Annotated in this window: 22 protein-coding genes; 6 read left to right on the forward strand and 16 right to left on the reverse strand. The window is 70.5% G+C overall.

Annotated elements, in window-relative coordinates:
* Positions 1-17: 17 nt before the first annotated feature.
* The 5 genes from ACQPYZ_RS24000 to ffh all read right to left on the reverse strand — a co-directional run bounded on the left by ACQPYZ_RS24000 (position 18) and on the right by ffh (position 7171).
* Positions 18-1364 carry an N-acetylmuramoyl-L-alanine amidase gene (locus ACQPYZ_RS24000; protein WP_433160047.1) on the reverse strand — a complete coding sequence of 449 codons (1347 nt, stop codon included), beginning with the start codon at positions 1362-1364 and terminating at the stop codon, positions 18-20.
* Positions 1365-1518: 154 nt separating this feature from the next.
* Positions 1519-2628, reverse strand: a complete 1110-nt coding sequence (locus tag ACQPYZ_RS24005; RefSeq protein WP_433160048.1) for an amidohydrolase family protein — start codon at positions 2626-2628, stop codon at positions 1519-1521.
* 24 nt (positions 2629-2652) lie between these two features.
* Positions 2653-3807, reverse strand: coding sequence for a lytic transglycosylase domain-containing protein (locus ACQPYZ_RS24010; RefSeq protein WP_433160049.1), 1155 nt, complete (start codon positions 3805-3807; stop codon positions 2653-2655).
* Between the two features lie 251 nt (positions 3808-4058).
* Positions 4059-5438, reverse strand: coding sequence for a lytic transglycosylase domain-containing protein (locus ACQPYZ_RS24015; protein WP_433160051.1), 1380 nt, complete (start codon positions 5436-5438; stop codon positions 4059-4061).
* A gap of 161 nt (positions 5439-5599) precedes the next feature.
* Entirely contained in the window at positions 5600-7171 is a 1572-nt protein-coding gene (ffh, locus tag ACQPYZ_RS24020) for a signal recognition particle protein (RefSeq protein WP_433160052.1), read from the reverse strand.
* Positions 7172-7541: 370 nt separating this feature from the next.
* Between ffh and ACQPYZ_RS24025 the strand changes: the two genes are divergently transcribed.
* A complete protein-coding gene (locus ACQPYZ_RS24025; RefSeq protein WP_433160054.1) occupies positions 7542-8270 on the forward strand; it encodes an arginase family protein in 729 nt (242 codons plus the stop codon).
* 22 nt (positions 8271-8292) lie between these two features.
* Here the strand turns inward: ACQPYZ_RS24025 and ACQPYZ_RS24030 are convergent, their stop codons facing one another.
* Genes ACQPYZ_RS24030 through ACQPYZ_RS24045 form a run of 4 tightly spaced genes read right to left on the reverse strand, consistent with a single transcriptional unit; the run spans position 8293 to position 13302 of the window.
* Positions 8293-9345: a DUF2332 domain-containing protein gene (locus tag ACQPYZ_RS24030; protein WP_433160056.1), complete on the reverse strand. Its 1053-nt coding sequence runs from the start codon at positions 9343-9345 to the stop codon at positions 8293-8295.
* A 10-nt stretch (positions 9346-9355) separates the two neighbouring features.
* The gene (locus tag ACQPYZ_RS24035) at positions 9356-11620 is read right to left on the reverse strand and encodes a [protein-PII] uridylyltransferase (RefSeq protein ID WP_433160058.1); all 2265 of its coding nucleotides are present in this window, start codon (positions 11618-11620) and stop codon (positions 9356-9358) included.
* Positions 11621-11959 (reverse strand): P-II family nitrogen regulator, encoded by a 339-nt coding sequence (locus tag ACQPYZ_RS24040; protein WP_355483534.1) that lies wholly within the window; start codon positions 11957-11959, stop codon positions 11621-11623.
* Positions 11956-13302 carry an ammonium transporter gene (locus ACQPYZ_RS24045; protein WP_433160060.1) on the reverse strand — a complete coding sequence of 449 codons (1347 nt, stop codon included), beginning with the start codon at positions 13300-13302 and terminating at the stop codon, positions 11956-11958. The genes ACQPYZ_RS24040 and ACQPYZ_RS24045 overlap by 4 nt, the downstream gene beginning before the upstream one ends.
* A 336-nt stretch (positions 13303-13638) precedes the next feature.
* On the opposite strand from ACQPYZ_RS24045, the gene ACQPYZ_RS24050 reads away from it, so the two are divergent.
* Complete coding sequence (locus tag ACQPYZ_RS24050; RefSeq protein ID WP_433160062.1) at positions 13639-14202, forward strand: TetR/AcrR family transcriptional regulator; 564 nt, start codon at positions 13639-13641, stop codon at positions 14200-14202.
* Here ACQPYZ_RS24050 and ACQPYZ_RS24055 read toward each other — a convergent pair.
* Genes ACQPYZ_RS24055 through ACQPYZ_RS24065 form a run of 3 tightly spaced genes read right to left on the reverse strand, consistent with a single transcriptional unit; the run spans position 14158 to position 16813 of the window.
* Positions 14158-15393, reverse strand: coding sequence for a hypothetical protein (locus tag ACQPYZ_RS24055; protein WP_433160064.1), 1236 nt, complete (start codon positions 15391-15393; stop codon positions 14158-14160). The two genes, ACQPYZ_RS24050 and ACQPYZ_RS24055, sit on opposite strands and share 45 nt — an antisense overlap.
* The gene (locus ACQPYZ_RS24060; RefSeq protein WP_433160066.1) at positions 15390-15842 is read right to left on the reverse strand and encodes a sigma factor-like helix-turn-helix DNA-binding protein; all 453 of its coding nucleotides are present in this window, start codon (positions 15840-15842) and stop codon (positions 15390-15392) included. Before ACQPYZ_RS24060 ends, ACQPYZ_RS24055 begins: the two co-directional genes overlap by 4 nt.
* A 26-nt stretch (positions 15843-15868) precedes the next feature.
* Positions 15869-16813 (reverse strand): NAD(P)/FAD-dependent oxidoreductase, encoded by a 945-nt coding sequence (locus tag ACQPYZ_RS24065; protein ID WP_433160068.1) that lies wholly within the window; start codon positions 16811-16813, stop codon positions 15869-15871.
* Positions 16814-16893: 80 nt separating this feature from the next.
* Between ACQPYZ_RS24065 and ACQPYZ_RS24070 the strand changes: the two genes are divergently transcribed.
* The 4 genes from ACQPYZ_RS24070 (at position 16894) to ACQPYZ_RS24085 (ending at position 19863) form a co-directional block, all read left to right on the forward strand.
* Entirely contained in the window at positions 16894-17469 is a 576-nt protein-coding gene (locus tag ACQPYZ_RS24070) for an XRE family transcriptional regulator (RefSeq protein ID WP_433160070.1), read from the forward strand.
* 219 nt (positions 17470-17688) lie between these two features.
* Complete coding sequence (locus tag ACQPYZ_RS24075) at positions 17689-18078, forward strand: group I truncated hemoglobin (RefSeq protein ID WP_433160072.1); 390 nt, start codon at positions 17689-17691, stop codon at positions 18076-18078.
* 7 nt (positions 18079-18085) lie between these two features.
* Entirely contained in the window at positions 18086-19222 is a 1137-nt protein-coding gene (locus tag ACQPYZ_RS24080; RefSeq protein ID WP_433160074.1) for a globin domain-containing protein, read from the forward strand.
* Positions 19219-19863, forward strand: coding sequence for a DivIVA domain-containing protein (locus tag ACQPYZ_RS24085; protein ID WP_433160076.1), 645 nt, complete (start codon positions 19219-19221; stop codon positions 19861-19863). Before ACQPYZ_RS24080 ends, ACQPYZ_RS24085 begins: the two co-directional genes overlap by 4 nt.
* On the opposite strand, the gene ACQPYZ_RS24090 is transcribed toward ACQPYZ_RS24085, so the two are convergent.
* The 4 genes from ACQPYZ_RS24090 to ftsY are packed head-to-tail and all read right to left on the reverse strand — an operon-like array spanning position 19817 to position 24041.
* A complete protein-coding gene (locus tag ACQPYZ_RS24090; RefSeq protein ID WP_433160078.1) occupies positions 19817-21046 on the reverse strand; it encodes an RNA polymerase sigma factor in 1230 nt (409 codons plus the stop codon). The genes ACQPYZ_RS24085 and ACQPYZ_RS24090 overlap by 47 nt on opposite strands.
* Positions 21043-21480, reverse strand: a complete 438-nt coding sequence (locus ACQPYZ_RS24095; RefSeq protein ID WP_433160080.1) for a YciI family protein — start codon at positions 21478-21480, stop codon at positions 21043-21045. Before ACQPYZ_RS24095 ends, ACQPYZ_RS24090 begins: the two co-directional genes overlap by 4 nt.
* 33 nt (positions 21481-21513) lie before the next feature.
* Positions 21514-22815 (reverse strand): NAD(P)/FAD-dependent oxidoreductase, encoded by a 1302-nt coding sequence (locus ACQPYZ_RS24100; RefSeq protein WP_433160082.1) that lies wholly within the window; start codon positions 22813-22815, stop codon positions 21514-21516.
* A gap of 41 nt (positions 22816-22856) precedes the next feature.
* Positions 22857-24041: a signal recognition particle-docking protein FtsY gene (ftsY, locus tag ACQPYZ_RS24105; RefSeq protein WP_433160084.1), complete on the reverse strand. Its 1185-nt coding sequence runs from the start codon at positions 24039-24041 to the stop codon at positions 22857-22859.
* Positions 24042-24083: the final 42 nt, after the last annotated feature.

The raw sequence follows: 24083 nt of genomic DNA on the forward strand, positions 1-24083 counted from the left end.
CTTTCCTCACCCGCCGGCTAGCACTCCGGTACGCCGGGGAGCTTCGCGGCGGGGTGGTCGATGTAGATGTTGGTCATGTAGCCACCCTGGTCGCGCAGCTTGGCCCACCAGTTGTTGGTGGTGCCTTCCGCGGTGACCGGGTCGCCCTGCACCTGGCAGGTGACGAACACCTGGGTCGGTCCGGGCAGTGTGGTCACGACCGAGGCGGACAGTCGCGGCGCCGAGCGGACCCGGACGCCGGTGCCGTAAGTGGTGAAGTTGTACTCCGGCGGGTTCGGGTTCCCGCCGTTCACCAGCTGCATGTAGTAGTTCCAGTTCCAGTGCGGACCCGGGTCGGTGTGGTCGTTGCCGGGGATCTCGTTGTGACCCTTGATGTGGGCCCGGTCCTTCGGGATGCCGCGGCGGTCGGCGATGTTGCGGGTCAGCGCGGCCGACGAGCGGTACATCGCGTCGGTGAACCAGGACGGCTGGTCGACCCAGCCCTCGTGCTCGATGCCGATCGTGTACGGGTTCGCGCTGCGGACGTGCCAGGCGGTGTCCTTCTCGGCCACCATCTGGGTGACCTGGCCGTCGCTGGAGCGGACCACGTAGTGGGCGCTCACCTGGGACGACGGGTTCTTGAACCAGCTGATCGTGCCGGCGTACGAGCCCTGGGTGACGTGGATGACGATCGTCGAGATCGCCGCGGTCCGGCCGACGCGGTAGTTGCTGCTGCTGGCGGCGTTCCAGATCGCGCCCGGGTAGTCCGCGGCCTGCACCGAGGACGGCGTCCGGGTGCCGAGGGGTGCGACATTGGCGTACGCGCCACGGTCCGGCGTGACCTGCTGCGGTGCGGTGGTGACGCCGGCGGCGTTCACGCCCTGACCGATGATCTTGTAGACCTCGTCGGTGTAGAGCCGGCCGGTCGGCGCGTCCGCGGAGTGCGAGTACTTCGCGATCACCTCGTACCACTGGCCGAGGTCCGAACGGTCGGTCAGCTTGGCGGCGTCGGCGTACGAGTCCAGGACGGCGGCCGCGCCGAGGATGTTCGACGCGGTGTCCTTGGCCAGCTTCTCGACCGGCAGGCCGGTGAGCTTCGCCGCCTCGGACATCGTCGGGTTCACGTTGTTGCTGACCAGGTGCATCACGCCGTACCCGTTGGCCTGGCTCGGCAGGCCGTTGTGACCGTCGAGGTGCGATTCGGCGTAGCCGACACCGACGAGCACTTCCTTCGGTACGTCGTACTTGGCGGCCGCCGACTCGAAGGCGGCGGCGATCCCGGTGGTTGTCGTCTGCTCGACCGGCTCGGCCGCGTTGCTCGGCAGGGCACTCAGTGCGAGGGCGCCGGCCGCCGCGGTGGCGAGCAGTGCGGTGAGTCTGGACATGGGTACTCGGGCGGTTTTCCCCATTGGGCGGTTCCTTCCCCTGATTCGGTCCGCCGAGGGGCGTCGGCGGTCCCGAGGTCACGCTAAGCCAAATTCTTCCGCCAGGACCAGGGTTTGGGTGAACTTTTTCCGGTCACGGCGTGAATTCGTGCTGTCACGCGCTGAAGACCACCTTGCCACGCAACAGGATCACCCGCGGATGGGTGAGCACGGCCGGGTTCGCCCGCGGGTCCTCGTCGTACACCACCAGGTCGGCGGGATCGCCCGGCCGGAGGGTGCTCGGAGCCCCCAGCCAGTCGCGCGCCGCCCACGATCCGGCCGCGAGCGCCTGCTCCCCCGACAGGCCGATCGAGGTCAACGCCTGGATCTCCTGCGCCACCAGGCCGTGCCCGAGGACGCCGCCCGCGTCGGTCCCGGCGTACACCGGTACGCCGGCCTCGTAGGCGTCCCGGAGTCGCTCGAGGCGGCGGTCGTACAGGTCGCGCATGTGCGCCGCGTACACCGGGAACTTGGCGGCCGCCTGGTCGGCGTACTGCGGGAAGTTCTCGAGCTGGATCAGCGTCGGGACCACGGCGACGCCGTGCTCGGCCATCCGGTCGAGCATGTCCGGGAGCAGGCCGGTGCCGTGCTCGATGCAGTCGATGCCGGCGGCCAGCAGGTCCGGGAGGGCCTGCTCGCCGAACACGTGCGCGGTGACGCGGGCGCCGAGCTCGTGCGCGCGGGCGATCGCCGCGGTCAGGGCCTCGGCCGGCCAGCAGGCGGTCAGGTCGCCGGCGTCCCGGTCGATCCAGTCCCCGACCAGCTTCACCCAGCCGTCACCGCGGCGGGCCTCCTGCTCGACGTACGCGACCAGCTCGTCCGGCTCGATCTCCCAGCCGTAGTTGCGGAGGTAGCGCTTCGAGCGGGCGATGTGGCGGCCGGCGCGGATGATCTTGGGCAGGTCCTCGCGGTCGTCGATCCACCGGGTGTCCGCGGCCGACCCCGCGTCCCGGACCAGCAGCGCACCGGCCTCCCGGTCCGCGATCGCCTGCTGCTCCTGGGTCTCGCGGTCGACGGCACCGTGCTGGTCCAGGCCGATGTGACAGTGGGCGTCGACCAGGCCGGGCACGATCCAGCCGCCGGTGTGCACGGTGGTGACATCGGCAGCGGTGGGCCGGTCGACGACCAGCCCACCGCTGAGGTGGAGCTCCTGCCGCTCGCCGGCCGGCAACACCGTGCCGACGAGCCTGAGTACGCCCCGGTCTGTCAGTGCACTGTCCGTCATAGCGCGACGGTAACCGGCGTCGGGTCAGCCGTGCGAGCCGCCGCCCGGGGTGCAGGTGGGCGTGGTCGGGTCGGTGCTGGCGCAGGGTGAGCTGGTCGGCGTGTCCGACGGGGTCGGAGTCGGCGTCGGGGTGGGGGTCGGCGTGGGTGTCGGAGTCGGCGTCGGGGTGGGAGTCGGCGTCGGGGTCGGCGTCGGCCGCGTCGTCGGCCTGGTCGGCTTGAACGTCGGCTTGGTGGTCGGCGTCTCCACCGGATCCGGAACGGTCGGCTTCTCCGTGGTCGACGGCGCGGTCGGCTTCGGCGTCGCCGAGGTCGCCGTGGCCGGCTTGTCGTCCGCGACGTCCGGCACCTCGCGCGGGTCCACCTTCCGCTCGGCGTTGCCACTCGCGCGGGCGACCGACAGGCTGCCCTTCTCGTTCGGGATCAGCACCGCGTTCTTGCTGTAGACCCGCATCCACTTCAGCACGGTGGCGACGAAGTCCTTGGAGTGCTGGTACCGCAGCAGGGAGGCGACCAGGTCCCGCGGACGCTTCAGGTCGTCGCCCTCGGAACACAGGTACACCGCGACCGTGGTGACCGCGTCGTACACGTTGTTCGGGTTGCGGAAGCCGTCACCGTTGCCGTCGGCGCCGAACTCGGTCCACACCTGCGGGATGATCTGCATCGGCCCGACGGCCCGGTCCCAGGTGAGATCGGCGTCGTACCGCCCCTTGTCGGAGTCGGTGATCCGGCCGTTGCCGCCGCGGCCGTTCAGCACCGGGCCGAGGATCTTGCCCCGGGTGGTGCCGGCCACGTCGACCCGGCCGCCGCTGGCGTGGTCGGACTCGACCTTGCCGATCCCGGCCAGCAACGGCCAGGTGAGGCCACAGTTCGGCCGGACCACGGCGAGATTGGCGGTGGCGCGGCGGTAGGCGGGGAAGACCCCGCGCGGGATGCCGTTGACGGCATCCGGTCGTCCCGGTCGGACCACCGACCGGCCGTCGGTCGCGCCCTGCACGGGCACGTCGGCGCGGGCAGGCTTGTCCGAACCGAGCCGGCCGTCCACTCCGGGACGCTGCGGGACGATCATCGTCAGTTCGTCGAACTCACCGCTGTTGAGCCCGGCCCCAGGCGATGGGGCGACCGGGCTGTCCGCCGTGAGCTGACCGGAGGCACCGGCCCCGCCCGAGGCGACTGTCACGATGGCCCCGACCAGGAGCGGGGCCGTGCACAGTGAAGCGATGATGATTTTGACCCGACGGTTACCACTACGGGTTAGGCGCATAGTCCCCTCAACGACCCATGCGCCAGAAAGTTACATCAAGTCGACGCTAAGTTACCTGACCCGCCAGGACTCCCGAAAACGGGCGCCGTCCGAGCGTGCGGACGGCCGCCGGGGCGCGGGAGGCCGATGTCATCTGCCCGGCTACTTCGCGGTGAAAACCTGGCTGTTCAGCTGTTCGGCTGAGGTGCCTGGTCCGGAGTCGAGTCACCCTGCGGGGCCGTGGTGTCGCACGGTTCGGGAGTCGGTGTCGGCGTCGGCGTCGCGGTCGGCGTGGGCGTCTCGCAGGACGGCGACGTGGTCGGACTCGTCGTGGTGGGCGACGTCGTCGGAGTCGTCGTCGTGGGCGTCGACGTGGTCGGAGTCTCCGACGGCGACTCCGACGGGCTCTCCGACGGCGAGTCGGACGGCGTGCCCGGGGTGTTCGTCGGCGACGTCGGCCTGGTCGTCGGCGGCTTCGACGTCATCGGCGGCTTGTGGGTCGGCGAGGTCGGCGGCGTCGACGAGGGCGGCTTCGAGGTGGTCGGCGGCGGGGTCGTCGTACTGCGGGTGACCGTCGGGGTCGGCGTGGGCCTCGGCGTCGTCGCCGGGGTCTGCGTGTCGGTGTCGGTGTCGCTCTCGTTGCCGTTGTCCGTGCCGGTCCGGGTCGGGTCGTTCGAGTGGTCGACGTTGCCGGTGTCGTCGGCCGGCGGGTCGATCGTGCCGTCTGTGTCCGGGATCGTCACCGTCTGGTTGGCGTACGTCTGCATCCACCGCAGCACCGTGGACACGTAGTCCATCGAGTGGTTGTACCGCAGCACCGCCTGCACCAGACCCTGCGGATCCGACAGGTTCGCCCCACCCGAGCACAGGTAGTCACCCGCCGACCGGGCCGCGTCGTAGATGTTGTGCGGGTTCTTCACCCCGTCACCGTTGCCGTCAGCCCCGAACGCCTTCCACGTCCCCGGAATGAACTGCATCGGCCCGACCGCCCGGTCCCACGACGTGTTCCCGTCGTACTGACCCTGATCGGTATCGGTGATCGCCGCCATCCCCGGCCCACCGTCCAGCACCGGCCCCAGAATCTGGCCCCGCGTGTTCCCCGCCGCGTCCACCCGGCCGCCGCTGGCATGCGCGGACTCGACCTTGCCGATCCCGGCCAGCAACGGCCAGGTGATGTGACACCCCGGCTTCGCCACCGCCAGATCGTTGGCCGCCTTCTGGTACGCCGCCAGCACCGTCCCCGGGATCCCCGACGGATTCCCGGTGATGCCGGGGATCGGCTGTACCTGACCGTCGACCGTGCCGGTCACCGGCACCTGGATCTGCGACTTCTCCTGGGTCGGCAGGCTGCCGTCGGCCCCGGGCTGGGTCGGCAGGTTCTCCGCCAGTTCGTCGAACTGGGCGTCCTGGCGCGGCTGGGCCAGCGCGTGCGCGTCCACGATGAACGTGTTCGAGGTGACGCCGCCGGCGACGAAGACGGCGACCATCGCGGTGGGCGGAGCCAAGATCACCCAGGTGGCGGTCAGCTTCCCCCGCCACGTGTCCAGGTTCTTGAACTGCTGCCTCATCCAGCCGTCCTTCGACGATCGCAGTACACGGTGGTGCTTCGGGCGTACGCACGATCTTAGTCGCCCGAGGTTTACGGACAACCGCTGACGGTGAGCCACTTCGTGCAGTCACCGAGTACCGAAAGGGCAGCCCCGTCCGCGTCACCGACCGTAGGCGGCTCCTACTGGCCGCCGCCGAGCATCTTCTTCAGGTCGTCGGGAAGCTCGAAATCGCCGCCGTTCTGGGCGCCGCCGCCGAACGCGGCCGGTAGCTGGCCCGGCTGCGGCTCCGACGGCTGCCGGCCCGCCTGGCCGGCCCGCTTGGCCGGGTTGCCCGAGCCGCGCTTCTTGCCCTTCTTCGCCTGCTGCTTCGCCTTCCGGGCGCCGCCACCACCGGCCATGCCCGGCATCCCGGGCATCCCCGGCATGTTCGGCAGGCCCTTGCCGGTCGCCATCGCGTTCATCATCTTGCGGGCCTCGAAGAACCGCTCGACCAGCCCGCTGACGGTGGCGATCTCGGTCCCGGAGCCCTTCGCGATCCGGGCCCGGCGGGAGCCGTTGATGATGTTCGGGTCGGCCCGCTCGGCCGGCGTCATCGAGTGGATGACCGCCTCGATCCGGTCGATCTCGCGCTCGTCGAAGTTCTCCAACTGGTCCTTGAACTGGTTCGCACCCGGCAGCATGCCGAAGATCTTCGTCAGCGGACCCATCTTGCGGACCGACTGCATCTGGGCGAGGAAGTCGTCCAGGGTGAAGTCCTTGCCGCCCTTCTTCTGCAGCTTGGCCGCGGTCTTGGCGGCCTGCTCGGCGTCGAAGGTGCGCTCGGCCTGCTCGATCAGGCTCATCACGTCACCCATGCCGAGGATGCGCGACGCCATCCGGTCGGGGTGGAAGACGTCGAAGTCCTCGAGCTTCTCGCCGTTGCTGGCGAACATCACCTGACGGCCGGTGACCTGCGCGATCGACAGCGCGGCACCACCGCGGGCGTCACCGTCCAGCTTGGACAGGACGACGCCGTCGAAGCCGACCCCGTCGAGGAACGCCTGCGCCGTGGTGACCGCGTCCTGGCCGATCATCGCGTCGACGACGAACAGGATCTCGTCCGGCGTGACCGCGTCGCGGATGTCCGCGGCCTGCTTCATCAGCTCCTCGTCGACACCCAGCCGGCCGGCCGTGTCGACGATCACCACGCTGTGCTGCTTGGTCCGGGCCTCGTCCATCGCCCGCCGGGCCACGTCCACCGGGTCGCCGACGCCGTTGCCCGGCTCCGGCGCGAACACCGGTACGCCGGCCCGGTCGCCGACCACCTGCAGCTGGGTCACCGCGTTCGGCCGCTGGAGGTCGGCCGCGACCAGCATCGGTGTCTGGTGCCTGGTCTCCTTCAGCCACTTGGCCAGCTTCCCGGCCAGGGTCGTCTTACCGGCACCCTGCAGGCCGGCGAGCATGATCACCGTCGGCGGCCGCTTCGCCATCCGCAGCTCACGGGTCTCGCCGCCGAGGATCGTGACCAGTTCCTCGTTGACGATCTTGATGACCTGCTGGGCCGGGTTCAGCCCGCCGCGCACCTCGGACCCGCCGGCCCGCTGCCGGACGGCGCCGATGAACTCCTTCACCACCGGCAGCGCGACATCCGCCTCCAGCAGCGCGATCCGGATCTCCCGTGTCGTCGCCTCGATGTCGGCATCGGTCAGCTTGCCCTTGCCACGCAAGTTCTTGAAGGTGGCCGACAACCGATCAGAAAGCGTATCGAACACGAAACAGTCCGTTCTCCAGAGAAACCCAGTACAACCCCACCGAGTCTACCGACCACCCCACCTGTGGATAACTCCCGCGGCAGATCTCCCGCCCTCGCCAGCGTGACAACCAGCAGCCGACCGACTGCTGGCCGAGGGAGCGGCTTGGGTTGATTGACACCGTCCCTGCTCGACCTGGAGGATCTAACCGGTCAGCGATTATCTAGCGGTTAGGTCGGATTTTATGAGCACTCGGGTCGTGGTGGACGGGCCTTCCAATCTGGGGTTGCGGCCGCCGGTGGTGGGGGCGGTGCCGGGGTGTTACAAGTTGGCGGGGGCGGTTCGGGACCGGGGGTTCGTGGAGCGGGTCGGGGCGGTGGACGGGGGATGTGTGACGCCGCCTCGGTACGACCGGGAGGGGTGGCAGCCCGGGGACGGGGTGTTCAACGCGGCCGGGATGGCGGCGTACACGGTGAAGCTGGCTGACCGGCTGACGCGGTTCTTCGACGACGGGCGGTTCGTCATCCTGCTCGGGGGTGAGTGCAGCAACGTGCTCGGACCGGCGCTGGCGTTGAGACGGCGCGGGCGGTACGGCGTCGTCTACCTGGACGGGCACTCGGACTTCCGGACGGTCGACAACTCGCCGTACGTCGGTGCCGCCGGCGGTGAGGCGCTCGCGTTGATCACCGGGCACGGACAGCCCGACCTCACCGACCTCGAAGGACGCGGCCCCTACATCAAGGACGCGGCCCTTCTGGGCATCCGGGACGACGACGAGTACGTCGACGACGTGAAGGCCGCCGGGATCCCGGTCTGGCCGGCCAAGAGGATCATCGAGGACCCGGCCACGGCGGCCAGCGGCGTACTCGAGCACCTCAAGGCGCTCGACGGGTTCTGGGTGCACCTGGACGTGGACATCCTGGACGCCGCGATCATGCCGGCTGTCGACAGCCCCGACCCCGGCGGCATCGACCACGCCCAGCTGGTCGAGCTGCTGCGACCGTTGCTCGTGGCACCGGCCTGCCAGGGGATCGACGTCGGTATCTTCGACCCCGACCTGGACCCGGACGGACGGTACGCCGACGAGCTCACCGACACCCTGGTCGCCGCCCTCACGTGACGACACACCGTGGTCGCCGCGTTCACGTGACGGCCGGCTCCCAGACCAGGTCCTGGCCGTGAGGCTCGGCCCGGCCGAGGATCCGCGCCTGCCCGGTCGGCCAGACCTGGAGCTCGACCAGGAAGTCGAGCGGACCGTCGGCGGTCCGGCGCAACGGCTCGAGCCGCAGCCGGGCCAGCGGTGAGCCCGAGTCCGCCCGCGCGCCGAGCTCGGCCAGTCGCTCCTCGACCGCGGCCCGGTCGGCACGCGTCATGTACTGCCACATGATCGAGTGCCAGACGACGGTCACGTGCCCGGCCGACAGCTCCAGCCCGCGCAGGAACGAGACCGCGTCCTCCCGCCGTACGTCGGCCGGCACCTGGCGCGCGATCTCGAGCGCACCGCGCAGCCGGGCCAGCCGGACCGGCATGTCCGGCCACACGTACGACGTCAGCGTGCGCGCACCCTCCTCGGACAGCGGGTTGACCGGCGCGATGTCGCTGCCCACCCGCTCGGCGATCCGCAACGGCACCGGCTTCAACGCCTGCCCGGACCACGCGTCGTCGAACACGACCGGGCTGTCCGCCGGGCCGAAGCCGGTCCCGTCGGCCAGGTTGTAGCGGAAGTGGTCCGCGCGCAGGTTCAGTCCGCCGCTCGCCCCGATCTCGAACAGCCGCACCGGCAGCGGCACCGCGTCGACCAGTTGCAGCAGCCCGCCGTACAGTGCGGTCGCCCGGCCGACCTCGTTCGTCTGCGGCGGTTGGGTCAGCAACGAACGCAGCTCGGCCTGCCGGGACTGCAGCACCTGTTCGAACGCCTCCCACCCGAGCACTGGGTCCCACGACCCGCCCACGCTCGGGTAGAACGCCGCGAGCTCCGGCGCCTCCCCTGCCAACACCAACCGATGCACCGAACCCAGCAACCGCAGTGCGATCGCATCACCGAACGGACGGTCCTCGTAGCCGGCCAGAACCTGGGTGGACACGCCACCGAGCTCGTAGTCGTCCACCAGGAGCCGGCACAGCTCGGCGTACATCGCGGACCCGAGGTCCTCGCAGGCGACCGCTTGACGCTGGAGAGTCTCTACGACATGCACACTGCCGACACTAGAAGGTCAGGCGATTCAGGACGGATTTTGCGGTCGTGCGCGCGTCCTCCTCGTCCAGCGGTGAGCCTTGACTGTCCGTGAGGTAGAAGACGTCCACGCACTCGGCACCCAGCGTGCTGACGTGGGCCGAACGGATGTCCGCACCGGTCGAGGCGATGGCCGAGGTGACGTCGTACAGCAGGCCCGGGCGGTCGTGTGCACGCACCTGCAGCACCGTCGCCGTCTCGGATGCGCCAGGCAACAGATCGACCCGGCTGGCGACCCGTGCCTTGACCGCGGACGAGTCACGCGCGGCCAACCGCCGTACGAGGTCGGTGTCGTCGCGCAGGGCCACGGCAAGCCGGTCCCGCAGCCGCACCGGGTCGGGAGCCGAGCCGGCCACGGTCCACTGTGAGATCCCCAGGCCTTCGACCGAGGTGATCACCGCGGACCGTACGGCGAGCCGCTCGACCGCCAGCACCGCCGCAACGGTCGACAACGTGCCCACCTGATCCGGCACGGCGACGTTGACGCGGACGTCTCCGTGATGCTCGGACACGGTCACTCCCAGCCGCCCGACGCCGACGACCGGGTGCAGCACCGGGACCGGGATCGGAGGAGCGTCGTTCCACATGCTCTCCCCTCCCCCGGACAGCTCGCTGCGTACGCGTCGGCACAGCTCACCGACCAGCCGCATCCGCCACGGCGACGAGGCCGCCGGGCCGGCTGCACGCGCGTCGGCGTACGTGAGGGCTTCGAGCAGGTCGAGCGTCTCGGTGTCGCGGACGATCCCGGCGACCAGCTCGACCGTCATCGGGTCGTCCAGGTCCCGTCTGGTGGCGACCTGCGCGAGCATCAGGTGCTGCCGGACCAGCAACGCGATGGTGTCGGCATCCGCCGCAGCAAAGCCGAGTCGCCGAGCCACTCGCGCGGCGATCACGGCTCCGGTGACGCTGTGGTCGCCGTCGACGGCCTTGCCGAGGTCATGCAGCAGTGCGGCCACCAGCAGCAGGTCCGGCCGCCGTACGTCGCGGACCAGCTTGGCCGCCTCGACACAGGTCTCCAGCAGATGGCGATCGACGGTGAACCGATGGATCGCCGACTGCGGCGGCCGGAACCGCACTGTGTCCCACTCGGGCAGGATCCGCGAGATGTACCCGGCCTGATCCAGCGCCTCCCAGACCTCGAGCAGACCGTTGCCCGCACCAAGCAATGCACAGAGCAACCGCCGCGCCTCACCCGGCCAGGGCTCCGGCAAGTCCTGTGCGCGGTTGGCCAGCCGCCCGCACACAGCAGGCGACAGCACCAGCTCCCGGTCCGCAGCCACGGCAGCAGCACGCAGACCGAGTACTGCGTCCCGCTCGGGCCGCGCGTCCGGCATCAACACGACTTCACCCTCGTGTTGACCGACTCCCTCGTCGAGGGCCAGCAGCAACGGTCCCCCGGTCCGGTGGCGACGCCGGGACCGCGGCGGCCGGGTCATCAGGCTCTCGATCCGCCGCCAGGACACGTCGCATACGTGCGCCAACGTCCGGCCGGTCGAGTACACGTGCCGGAGCAACTCGTCCCGCGATCCCAGACCGAGGCCCGCGGCAACCTCTCCGGCCACGTCCGCGACCAGCCGGTCGGTGGAACGCCCCGCCACCATGTGCAGCTCGTCCCGGATGTCCAGCAGGTCCAGTCGCGCCCGCTCCACCACCGGATGCGGTACGTCGATCAGCCACGACGCCACCAACGCCCGCAGTACGACGGCGTCCCGCAGACCGCCGTACGCCTCCTTCAGGTCGGGCTCCGCCAGATGTGCGAGCTCCCCGACGGACGCGGCCCGGTCCTTGCAGGCCTGGGCGAGCCCTGGCAACCGCTCGCGGGCCGTACGTCGCCAGTCCGCCATCAGCACCGAGCGCAACTGCAGCGTGAGGTGTGAGTCCCCCGCGACGTGCCGTGCGTCCAGCAGGCCGAGGGCGACCCGGATGTCGTCGGCAGCGGCCTGCCGCGCCTGCGCGACCGTGCGGACGCTGTGGTCCAGCTTCGTCCGGGAGTCCCACAGGGGGTACCAGATCCGCGCGGCCAACTCGTCCACCCGCGGGTAGTCCTCGCCGTGCACGAGCATCACGTCGAGGTCGCTGTACGGCGACAGCTCCTCCCGGCCGTAGCCGCCGATGGCGACCAGCGCGACGCCCTCGGTGGGCACACCGAGGGCGTCACAGGCTTTCGAGAGGAGCAGGTACAGCAGCGCGTCGGCCTCCTCGGCCCGGACGCGCCGCTGCTCTGCCCGGTCCACCATCTAGAGGGCGTCTCCGTCCAGTTCACCGGTGCGGACCCGGACGATCGTCTCGACCGGGGTGACCCACACCTTGCCGTCACCGATCTTGCCGGTCTGCGCGGCCTTGACGATCACGTCGGTCACGTCGGCGCTGTCGCCGTCCTCGACGACGACCTCGAGCCGGACCTTCGGGACCAGGTCCACCTCGTACTCCGCGCCGCGGTAGACCTCGGTGTGGCCCTTCTGCCGGCCGTAGCCGCTCGCCTCGGTCACCGTCATGCCGGTGACACCGAACGTCTCCAGCGCGGCCCGGACGTCCTCCAGCTTGTGCGGCTTGACCACCGCGGTGATCAGCTTCATGCGTTGGCACCTTCCTTCTCGGACGCCTCGGTGGTGTCATTCTCGACCGCGGCCTGCGGACGTGCGAGGGCGGTGTGCCCCCGCAGCCCGGCCGCGCCCAGGAAGTCGTACGCCGTCTCCGCGTGCTCGACCTGGTCGACACCGGTGACCTCGTCGTCCTCCTTCAGCCGGAAGCCGATCGTCTTGTCGATCAGCTTGCCCAGCAGGAACGCGATCGCGAACGAGTACAGCGCGACCACCACGTTGGCCAGGGCCTGCTTGCCCAGCTGCGAGGCACCGCCACCGTAGAACAGGCCGTCCACGGCCGACGGCGCGGCCGCCGTCCCCAGGAAGCCGATCGCCAGCGAACCGACCAGACCGCCGACCAGGTGGACACCGACCACGTCGAGCGAGTCGTCGAAGCCGAGCTTGTACTTCAGCGAGACCGCGAAGGCGCAGATGCCACCGGCGACCACACCGAGGATCAGCGAGCCGACCGGGGTCAGCGCGCCACAGGCCGGGGTGATCGCGACCAGACCGGCGACCGCACCGGACGCCATGCCCAGCGTGGTGGCCTTGCCGTGCCGGATCCGCTCCACGATCAGCCAGCCGATGACCGCGGCGGCGGTCGCGACCTGGGTGTTGACGAACGTGACCGCCGCGGTGGTGCCGGCGCTCAGCGCGGAGCCGGCGTTGAAACCGAACCAGCCGAACCACAGCAGCGCGGCGCCGAGGACGACCAGCGGCAGGCTGTGCGGCCGCATCGGGTCCTTGCGCCAGCCGATCCGCCGGCCGAGCACGATCGCCAGCGCGAGCGCGGCGGCACCGGCGTTGACGTGCACCGCCGTACCACCGGCGAAGTCGATCGCGCCCAGCTTGTCGCCGATCCAGCCACCGTTGCCCTCGTCAAGGAACCAGACCGAGTGCGCGACCGGGAAGTACACCAGCAGGGTCCAGCCGACGACGAACGCGATCCAGCCCCGGAACGTCGCCCGGTCGGCGATCGCGCCCGAGATCAGCGCCGGCGTGATGATCGCGAACATCAGCTGGAAGGCGACGAAGGCCAGCGTCGGGATCGTCCCGCTGACCGCCTCGGGCGCGATCAGGCCGGACAGGCCGACCTCGGAGAAGTTGCCGATCACGTGCCCGGTGTCACCGCCGAACGTCAGCGAGTAACCGACCAGCACCCACAGCACGGTGACGACGGCGATGGTGATGGCGCTCATCATCATCATGTTCAGCACGCTCTTGACGCGCACCATGCCGCCGTAGAAGAAAGCCAGGCCCGGTGTCATCAGCATCACCAGGGCGGCGCTTACCAAGACCCAGGCGGTATCGCCGGCGTTGATCTCCATCAACGTCATCCCTTCCATCGATCTGGGGAGTGGCCGGCGTCCTCAGTCGAGAAGTTCTCCACAACGCCGGGGAGCCCGCGCTCGGCCACACCGCACACGGTGTCGGCGCGGGGTTTCAGCCGATCGGTCCGTTTGTTTCAGGCATGTGACAAAGAGGGCTTTCAGGTGACATCGAGGTGACATCGGCAAAGTTGTGGCACTCTGGCCTGGACCACACGGGACCGCAGCCGCGCCACTGCACCCGTCCGAGCTGGGGAACACGAAATGGGGACCAATCACGGGGTGAGGCCGCGCCGGGGCAGGCCACGGGATCCGGACGCGGAGCCGAGGATCCGCCGGTACGCCGTGCAACTGCTGCTGGAGCGTGGATTCGACGGGATGACGGTGGACGACGTCGCCGAGGCCGCCGGAGTCGGCAAGGCGACCATCTACCGCCGCTGGGCGAGCAAGGAGCAACTGGCCAACGACGCCCTGGCCGACCTGTTCGACATCGAGATCCCCGATGCCGACACCGGGTCGATCGAGGGCGACCTGCGGCAGGTGTACTTCGACGCCCTGAAGTTCGTGAACAGCAAGGAAGGGCTGGCCCTGATCCGGCTGGCGGTCTCGGAGGCGACCCGCGACGAGCGGTCGGCCGCGATCTACCGGGCCTTCCTGGGCCGGCGGGTCCAGCTGACCGAGGCCGCGCTGCACCGGGCCCGGGCCAGAGGCGAGCCGATCCGGACGAACGTGGACACCACGCTGCTGGTGCAGTGGCTGGCGGGCGTGTTCGTCATCCGCGCGCTCACCGGTGAACCGATGCCGGCGCCCGAGGACGCCGACCGGCTGCTGAAGTTCACCATGCGGTGCATCCTGGACGACGGCTCAGGGCCGGATCCCCGGGCCGAGGGCAACACCGTCGACGGCTAGCTCGGTGATCCGCTGCACCTTGCCGGACCGGACGTCCCAGGCGAGCAGCCAGCCCCGGACCTGGATCACCGGCTGGTAGTCGTCGTACCAGCCGAGGACGGCGCAGCAGCCGGGCTGCCGGAGGTCCTGCGGGTCCATGGCGGGAGAGGTGCGGTCGGTCTCCCCCAGGACCAGCAGGCTGCTCGGCAGGGCACGCAACGTGGAGATGGCGGCGACCACCTGCGGCTGGGAGGCCTTGGTGGGCACCTGCTGGAGGTCGTCCGCGACGAACAGCCGGGCCGTCATCGTGTACGTCGAGAACGTCTGGCCGACCCAGGTGCGGACCGGCAACCGCAGCTCGCTGTCGACCACCCACTGGCCCCTGGCCTGGTAGCGGAGGACGGCGTTGCTCTCGATCCGGAACGGTGCGGTGATCGATGCCGGGTTCATCGACGGCGGGATGGCGACCACCGGCTGCTGCCCACTGTCCCCCTCACGCGCCTGCACGCGGTACGCCTTGCCCGGACCACTCACGAGCACCCGTTGCGCGTCCGGAGTCCACGCGACGCTGCGGAGATCCCTTGTCGGCAAGGGATAACGGGAGACCTCGGCGGTGACCACGTCGAGCGTGACCAGCTCACCCGGCTGCGGGAACGCGGCGGTCCGCCCGTCGGGCGAGACGGCTCCCGAGCTCAGCGGCGAGCCGCCGTCGATCGGCGCCAGTTGGAGATCGGCGCGCGCCCAGGTCGAGTCGGAGCCGAGCAGGAGCGCGTCGTACCGGCCGTTGCGCTCTTCCAGTACGAGTGCGGCCAGGTTCTCGATCGGGTGCTCGGTCAGCGGCTCCGGGTCGTCCGGCTTCTCCAGTCGGTCGCCGAGCGGTGTGTAGACCCGGTCGAGGAATCGCTCGCTTCCGGCCGGCGGAGCGATCCAGTAGTCGATCCCGGCGATCTGTCCCTCCGGCGGGACGTAGCCGGGCGGGAGACTCGGAGTGGTGGGTGGCGGGACGAGCTCGGCGTTCCGGCTGCCACTGACCCCGGCGCCGATCGCCAACACGGCCGCGATCACGAGCACAGCGAGCAGGGCGATCACGATGGTGCGGCGCTGCCGGCGCCGGGCCTCCAGTCCGCCGGTCCAGGCGGCGTCGGCCAGGTCGGGCTCGGGCAGGCCGTCCGCGGCCCGGTACAGCAGCGGCTGGACGTCCTCGCGCCTCATCGCGGCCCGCCTGCGTCCCGCCAGTCGCCCGCGCCGAGCGCCGTACGGAAGCGGCTGAAGGCGGTCAGGCCGTGTCCGTGCACGGTGGTGTGCGACAGGTTGAGGACGTCGGCCACCTCGAACTCGGTGAGCTCCTCGAGGTGCAGCAGCACGAACACGGCCCGCTGGGCCGGAGTCAGCTGGGCCAGCGCGAGCTTGACGGGGTCGTCCTCGTCCGGGAACGCCTTCACCCGGTTCCACCGCACCAGGGCCGGTTGGTAGAGCAGCCGCTGAACGAACGCGTCCGGGTCGTCCACCTTGGTCCACTGCTGGGACAACCGGGTGAAGGCGTGCAGCAGTGCGTCCTCAGCCCGCTCCAGGTCGCCGTACACGAGGTACGCCGTCCGGAGCCACCTGCCCTGCCGCGCGTCGACGTACGAGGCGAAGTCCGGGTCGACCGATGTCTCCATCCACCCTCCCGCCTCTATTCAACTCCTCAACGACTGCGTGCGGCCACCGCCAGCCGGGTCTCTTCCGCGATCAGGTCCGCGTTCACGCCACCGGCCGCCATCAGTCCGCCCGCGGCGGCCGGCATCACGGTCGCCCGGGCGTCGGTGACGTTGCCGGCCACGAACACGCCCGGAACGGCGGTCGCACCCTGCGCGTCGGCCGCGACGATCGTGCCCACCACCAGGCCGTTGCTCTCCTGCTCGACGATCTCCAGGCCCAGGTCGGCCAGGAACCCTGCGCGCGCCCGCAGGCTGGTCTGCACCGCCAGCGCCTGGCGCGGGATCACCCGGCCGCCCTCGAGCCGGAGGCCGGTCAGCCGGTCGTCCTCGACCTCGAGCCGCTCGACCTTTCCCTGGACGACGGAGATTCCACGCGCCGCGAGCTGTTCCCACTGCTCGTCGGTCGGCTCCGGCGCGGTGTGCAGGAACAGCGTGACGTCGTCGCTCAACTGCCGGAACAGCAGTGCCTGGAACGTCGCCATCCCGGTGGTCGCCAGGATGCCGATCGCCTGGTCGCGCACCTCCCACCCGTGGCAGTACGGGCAGTGCAGGACGTCGCGTCCCCACCGCTCCGCCAGCCCCTGGACGTCGGGCAGCGTGTCCGTCAGCCCGGTCGTCACCAGCAGCCGCCGGCCCTGGTACGTCGTTCCGTCGGCAAGCTCGACCGTGAACAGGTCGTCGCGGCGGACCGCGGTCACGGTGCCGGTGGCGAACTCGCCGCCGTACCCGGCGACCTCCTCGCGGCCGAGCGCGTACAGCTCGGCCGGCGGGGTGCCGTCGCGGGTCAGGAAGTTGTGCACACCCTCGGCCGGGGCGTTGCGCGGGGTGCCGTCGTCGACGACCAGCACCGATCGGCGCGACCGCGCCAGCGCCAGTGCACCACTCAGCCCGGCGGCTCCCCCGCCGATCACGATCACGTCATAGGTCTTCATCTTGTCGGACTCCTCTCTCGGTGACTCGAGGATCCGTGATGGTTTTCGTTTTCGACAACATTGTTTGCCACAATGGCAACATGGACACCTTCGACGACGTACTCGAGGCGGTCGGGCCGCGGCTGCGCAAGCTGCGGGCCGAGCGGCGGACGACCCTGGCCCAGCTGTCGGAGTCGACCGGGATCTCGGTCAGCACGCTGTCCCGGCTGGAGTCGGGGCAGCGCCGGCCGACGCTGGAGCTGTTGCTGCCGCTCGCCCGCGCGCACCAGGTGCAGCTGGACGAGTTGGTGGACGCGCCACCGACCGGCGATCCGCGGATCCACGCCAAGCCGATCAAGCACCACGGCGTCGTCCACATCCCGCTGTCGCGGCGGCCGGGCGGGCTGCAGGCGTTCAAGCAGATCGTGCCGGAGGGCTGGCCGGGTGGTGACGTGGAGCAGAAGGTCCACGAGGGGTACGACTGGTTCTACGTGCTGTCCGGACGGATCCGGCTGGTGCTCGGCGACAAGGACTTCGTGCTGGCCGAGGGCGAGGCGGCGGAGTTCGACACCCGGGTGCCGCACTGGTTCGGCAACCCGGGACCCGGCCCGGCCGAGATGCTGTGCCTCTACGGCCCGCAGGGCGAGCGGATGCACGTCCGCGCCCGCACCCGGTAGCACTGTTGCCCCGAGCAACTGAAAATGCTTGCCCGAAGCAACAGACAGTGGAGACAGAGGAAATAAACTTTCACCAGGTGCGGTGAGGATGTCAACGGCTCGCACGACAATCGGACGGATCGTGACCAATCTTCCGCGAGGCCTTGATTTCGACACCGGACAGTGCTCGTATCGTCACCGCTCGGGGACCGATGACGAGGACTGGGAGATGGTTGCGCCGTGGTCGAGCAGGCACACGACAACACCGGGGGAAACAGCGACTACGCGGCGGTCGGCGGTGGTCCGGCGGTCGCCTCGGTGGTGGAGCTCTTCTACCAGAAGGTGCTCGGCGATCCGCAGCTCGCCGGCTACTTCGAGAACACCGACCTGGCCCGCCTCAAGCGGCACCAGGTGCAGCTGGTCTCACAGGTGATGGGCGGCCCGGTGTCGTACGAGGGTGCCGACCTGGCCGAGGCGCACCAGGGCCGCGGGATCACCGGTGAGGACTTCGGCAAGGTGGTCGTGCACCTCGTGCACGCACTGGAGGAGCACCAGGTGCCCGCCGACATCGTCGGGCGGGTCGTGACGGCGCTGGGGGCGACCCAGGCCGACATCATCACCGCCAGCTGACCCGGGGATGGACCCGGCAGCGCTGAAGAACAGCTGGGCCGTGGTCGCCAAGGCGGGCGACGAGGTGCCGTTGTTCTTCTACTCTCACCTGTTCCTGTCCCATCCCGAGGTCCGGGAGATGTTCCCGGTCTCCATGGCCGCCCAGCGGGACAAACTGGTCGGTGCGCTCGGTGCGGTGGTCAGCAACGCGACGCAGCTCGACCAGGTGGTGCCGTTCCTGCAGCAGCTCGGCCGGGACCACCGCCGGTTCGGTGCGGTCGCCGAGCACTACTCGGCGGTCGGGGCGTCGCTGCTGGCGACCTTGCAGCACTTCCTCGGTGCCGCCTGGACCGCCGAGCTGGCAGCCGACTGGGCCGAGGCGTACGGCCTGGTGTCGACGGTGATGGTCCAGGCCGCCGAGGAGTCGGCCGAGGACAGCCCGGCCTGGTGGTCCGGCGAGGTCCTCGGGGTCGACCGCCGGACGATGGACGTGACCGTCGTACAGATCCGTCCGGAGCGACCGCTGGAGTACCAGCCCGGGCAGTCCGTGGCGGTCGAGATCCCGTACCGGCCGCGGCGCTGGCGCTACTACAGCCCGGCCAGCGCGCCCCGGGACGACGGGTCGTTCGAGTTGCACATCGGCCTGGTGCCCGGCGGCCAGGTCAGTGGACCCGCGGTGCGGTCGCTCAAGCGCGGCGACTCCGTCCGGCTCGGCGCTCCGGTCGGCGACTCCCTCAAACTGCCGGAGAACGGCCGCGACATCCTGATGGTGGCCGGCGGGACCGGCCTCGCGCCGTTCCGGGCGATGCTCGAACAACTCGACCGGCGGATGCGACCGGCCGACGTACCGCGGGTGCACCTGTTCCACGGCGCCCGGATGCCGTGGAACCTCTACGAGCACAAGCGGCTCAACAGCCTGACCCAGCGGCCGTGGTTCAGCTACACCGGCGTCGTGTCCGACGACAAGTCGTACCCGGGTCCGCGGGGTCCGGTCGGCTCGGTCGCGGCCGGCCACGGGCCGTGGGCCGGCCGGACCGCGCTGGTCTGCGGTTCACCCGGCATGGTCCGGCACACCGTCGACGAACTCACCGGAGCCGGGGTCCCGGTGGCCGACATCCGCACCGAGTCCCTCGGGACCACGACCTCGGCAGGGGGACCGCAGTGACGCCCGACGACCCGTTCGCCCGCAGACCGGCGCAGTCGCCGTACGCGATCCGGCACCAGACGTTCCGGACCCGGCGCCGGGGCCTGGACCCGGACGAGGTCGCCGCGTACCTGAACGACCTGGCCGACCAGATCGAGTACGCCGACGCGGACCGGGCCGAGCTCCGGTCCGAGGTCGAACGGCACCGCAACAGCAGCCCGGACGCCGACCAGCGGGCGCACATCACCGCGCACGCGGTCGGACTGCTCAGCCAGGCCCAGCAGATCGCGGACAACCTGGTCGCCGAGGCCGAGCAGTACGCGAAGGACCTGGTGGAGTCGGCCCGCGGCCAGCAGCGGGACGCGCTCGAGCAGGCGCGGGACTCGGTGGAGAGTGCGGTCAAGCAGCTACCGCCGAGCGACGCGCAGGTGGTGGCCGAGCTCGAGTACGTGCGCACGTTCACCCAGGTGGCCAGGGTGCAGCTCCGCTCGGTCCTCGACGCGCTGGCGGAGCAGGTGGAGCGGCTCGGTCACCTGCCGCGGGTTCCGCACGAGCCGGCGGCTCAGCAGGAGGAGGTGCAGTGGTGGACCGACCTGTCGGCCGACACGGCGGACGCTATCCGCGATTCCCGGTCGCAGGCCGGTCATCGGAAGCAGATCTGACCGCGGCCGCCTTCGCGGTCAGGTAGTCGCGTTCCGGCATGCTCGTCGTCCGGCGGGCGGCCGCACCGAAGTGATGCGCGGCGGTCTCCGCATCGCCGCGCATCTCGTACAGGTGCCCGCGAACGGCGTCCAGCCGGTAGTGACCGGCCAGCTCCTCGTCCAACGGCTCCAGGAGCTTCAGCCCGGCGTCGGGACCGTGCACCATCGCGGCCGCGACGGCACGGTTCAGCTTCACCATCGGATTGCCGGACAGGTCCGCCAGCAGTCCGTACAACGCGAGGATCTGCGGCCAGTCGGTGTCCTCCGGCCGGTCCACCTCGTCGTGCAGCGCGGCGATCGCGGCTTGCAGCTGGTACTCGCCGAGCGGCGGCGTATCGAAGGCTTCGACCGCCAGGGCGAGGCCTTCGGCGATGTAGTCCTTGGTCCACAGCGTGCGGTCCTGCTCCGCCAACGGGATCAACTCCCCCGCCCTACCTGTGCGTGCGGCCCGGCGGGCGTCGGTCAGCAGCATCAGCGCGAGCAGTCCGGTCACCTGGCCGTTCTCGGGCAGCAACGCGTGCACGGCGCGGGTCAGGCGGATCGCCTCACCGGACAGGTCGCTGCGGTGCAGCTCAGGACCGCTGCTGGTGGCGTAGCCCTCGTTGAACATCAGGTAGAGCACGTGCAGCACGTTCCGCAGCCGCTCGTCGTCCGCGTCCAGCTCGAACGTCGCACCCTTGAGCTTCTGCTTGGCCCGGCTGATCCGCTGCGCCATCGTTGCCTCAGGCACCAAGTAGGCGTGCCCGATCTCCGCGGTGGTCAGACCGCCGACGGCGCGCAGGGTCAGCGCGATCGCGGAGGCGGGCGTCAGCGCCGGATGACAGCACAGGAACAGCAGGCGCAACGTGTCGTCGTGTTCCTCGACGTCCTCGGGCGGTACGTTGCGCAGCGCCGCCCGCTCCTCGCGACGGCGCCGGGCCTGCTCCTGCCGGACCTCGTCGATCAGCCGCCGCGAGGCGGTCTGGATCAGCCACGCCTTCGGCTTGTCCGGCGTACCGTCCCGGGGCCACGTGGTCGCGGCCGCGAGCAGGGCCTCCTGGACGGCGTCCTCGGCCGCGGCGAAGTCACCGGACCACCGGACCACCGCGCCGAGGACCTGCGGCGTCAGCTCCCGCAGCAGCTCCTCGATCGAACGGCCGGTCACATCGCCGGGTCGCTGCGCGGGAGGTCCCCGACGTCGTACAGGTCGGCGTCGGAGTCCATCACCCGGCGGACCTCGATCGGCTGCTCGATCGGCACGCCGCCCGGGCCGGGCGCCGCGGACAGCTCGGCCGCGATCTCCAGCGCCCGTTCCTCCGAGGAGACGTCGACCATCTGGTAGCCGGCCAGGATCTCCTTGGACTCGGCGTACGGACCGTCGGTCACCACCGGCGCGTTCACGCCGGTCGCACGGACCACCTTGGCGTGCGAAGGCCAGGTCAGCGCCTGGGCCTCGACCAGCTCGCCGCTCTCGCGCAGCCGGTCCAGGTGGTCGGTCAGATACTGCAGGTGCGCCTTCATGTCCGGCTCGTCCCACTCCAGCATCGGGGTGTCGACGTTCCCGCCGTCCATGGTCACCAGCAGCAAGAACCTGGTCATGTCGTCTCCTCCTCCGGCCCGGTCCCGCGGCGGTCAGTGCTTCCTGGTCCGCTCCGGACTGGCGGTCTCCAGTGGTACGTCGGCAGCCGGGATGACCCCGAGTTGCGTGGTCTGGCGTCGCAGCACGGCGTCGTACAGCCAGTCTGTCGCGGTGCGGACCCGGTTGCCCGGCATCGAGAGCAGATGGTAGCCACGGGTGACGACCTTAGCCGGTAGGCCGGCCAGCGGGACCTGCAGCGGATTGGCCGCGGCCTGGGTTCCCCCGAGGTCGACGACGAACCCGAGGTCGTGGTGCACGTAGGGCCGGCGCTCTCCGGTCCCGAAGCTCGCCGCGACGTTCTTCGCCGCCTGTCGGCCCTGCCGCTCGGCGTGCTGCGCCGTCATCGGCGTGACCTCCCCCGGCATGGTCAGGTCGGGCACCGCGGCCGCGTCGCCGCACGCGAACACGTCCGGGTGGTCGGGGACGTTCAGGTACTCGTCGACGAGCAGGCGTCCCTTCTCGGTCTTCAGCCCGAGCCCGTCGACCATCGGGTCCGGCCGGACGCCGACGCACCAGACCAGCGAGTGCGTCGGGACGAACGACGAGTCGGTGAGCCGTACGCCGCGATGCGTGGCCTCCTCGACCGACGTACCCATCAGCACCTCGACGTCGCGCTCCCGCAGCACCTTGTCCGCCGTACGGGACAGGCGTTCGTCCAGCTCGGGCAGCACGCGGTCGGCGATGTCGAGCAGCATCCAGCGCATCCGCTGGTGCCGCAGCCGGGGACGGCGCTTCTTGAGCAGCTCCGTGTAGAGCACACCGTGGGCGGCGACCTCGGTCCCGGTGTAGCCGGCGCCGACGACCACGAAAGTGCAGTGCGCGTCCCGCTGGGCCGGGTCGTCGGTGGCGTCGGCCAGCTCGATCTGCTGGGTCAGGTGGTCGCGCAGGAACACGGCCTCCGGGATGCCGCGGAAGCCGTGCGCGTACTCCGTGACGCCGGGGATCGGCAGCAGCTTGTTCACGCTGCCGGCGGCGATGACGAGCCGGTCGTACCCGATCTCCTCGCGCCGGTCGAGCGGATCGGCGTACCGGACCGTGCGGCGGTCGAGGTCGAGCCCGTCGACCTCACCGAGCACCAGCCGGACCTCGGGCAGGCTGTCGGCGAGCGACACGGTCAGCCGCCGGGGCTCGAGAATCCCGGCCGCCACCTCGGGGAGCAGCGGCACGTACAGGAAGTAGTCGGTCGGATTGATCACGACGATCTCGGCCCGGCCGCGGGCCAGCCGGCACAGCGTCCTGGCCGCGTTGTACCCCGCGAACCCGGCCCCGATGATGACGATCCTCGGTCGCTTCATGATCCCTGGGTACCAGATCCCCCGGGGGTGAAACGAGCCCTTCAGTCGAGCAGCGCGTCGACGAACTGCTCCGGGTCGAACGGCGCCAGGTCGTCCGCGCCCTCGCCGAGGCCGACCAGCTTGACCGGGACACCGAGCTCACGCTGGACCGCGATCACGATGCCGCCCTTCGCCGTACCGTCCAGCTTGGTCAGAACCAGGCCGGTGACGTTGATGACCTCGGCGAACACGCGCGCCTGGGTGAGGCCGTTCTGGCCGGTGGTCGCGTCGATGACGAGCAGCACCTCGTCCACCGCCGCGGACTTCTCGATCACCCGCTTCACCTTGCCGAGCTCGTCCATCAGGCCGGTCTTGGTGTGCAGCCGGCCGGCGGTGTCGACCAGGACGACGTCGGCCTCCTCCTCGATGCCCTGCTTGACCGAGTCGAACGCGATGCTCGCCGGGTCGCCGCCCTCGGGACCGCGCACGGTCCGTACGCCGACCCGCTCGCCCCACGTCTGCAGCTGGTCCGCGGCCGCTGCCCGGAAGGTGTCCGCCGCACCCAGGACGACGTGCTTGTCCTCGGCGACCAGGACCCGCGCCAGCTTGCCCACGGTCGTGGTCTTGCCGGTGCCGTTGACGCCGACGACCATGACGACGGCCGGCTTGGCCTCCTTGCGGCTGACCTTGAGCGAGCGGTCCAGTGACGGGTTGACCAGCTCGACCAGCTCCTCGCGGAGGATCTGCCGGGCCTGCTCGCCGCCGACGCCCTCGACCCGGATGCGGGTCCGCAGCCGCTCGACCAGCTCCTGCGTCGGCGCCACGCCGACGTCGGCGGTGATCAGCGTGGTCTCGATGTCCTCCCACGCCTCCTCGTCCAGCTTGTCCCGGGACAGCAGCGCGAGCAGTCCCTTGCCGAGCGAGCCCTGCGACCGCGCCAGCCGGGCCCGGAGCCGGACCAGCCGCCCCTGAGCGGACTCCGGCTTCTCGATCGTCGAAACCGGCTCCTCCGGGAGCGCTGTGTCCTCGATCGTCTGGGTCGGGGTGTCGCGGGGTTCCTCAGCGTCGTCGCCGACCTTGGGCTCGGCCGTGTCCAGCGGCGCCGGCGGGGTGGCCGGCGGCAGCTCGGAACGGCGGCGCCGAGTCACGACGAGTCCGGCCGTACCGGCGACCAGGATCACGGCGGCCACGATGATGGCGATCAGAACGGAGTCGGCGAGCTGGGCAACGAGCTGAGGAGTCAACACGGTTCCCCATCCTGACAGACACTCAGCCCGCCGCCCGCATCC

The organism is Kribbella sp. CA-247076 (assembly GCF_050942445.1).
GTDB lineage: Bacteria > Actinomycetota > Actinomycetes > Propionibacteriales > Kribbellaceae > Kribbella.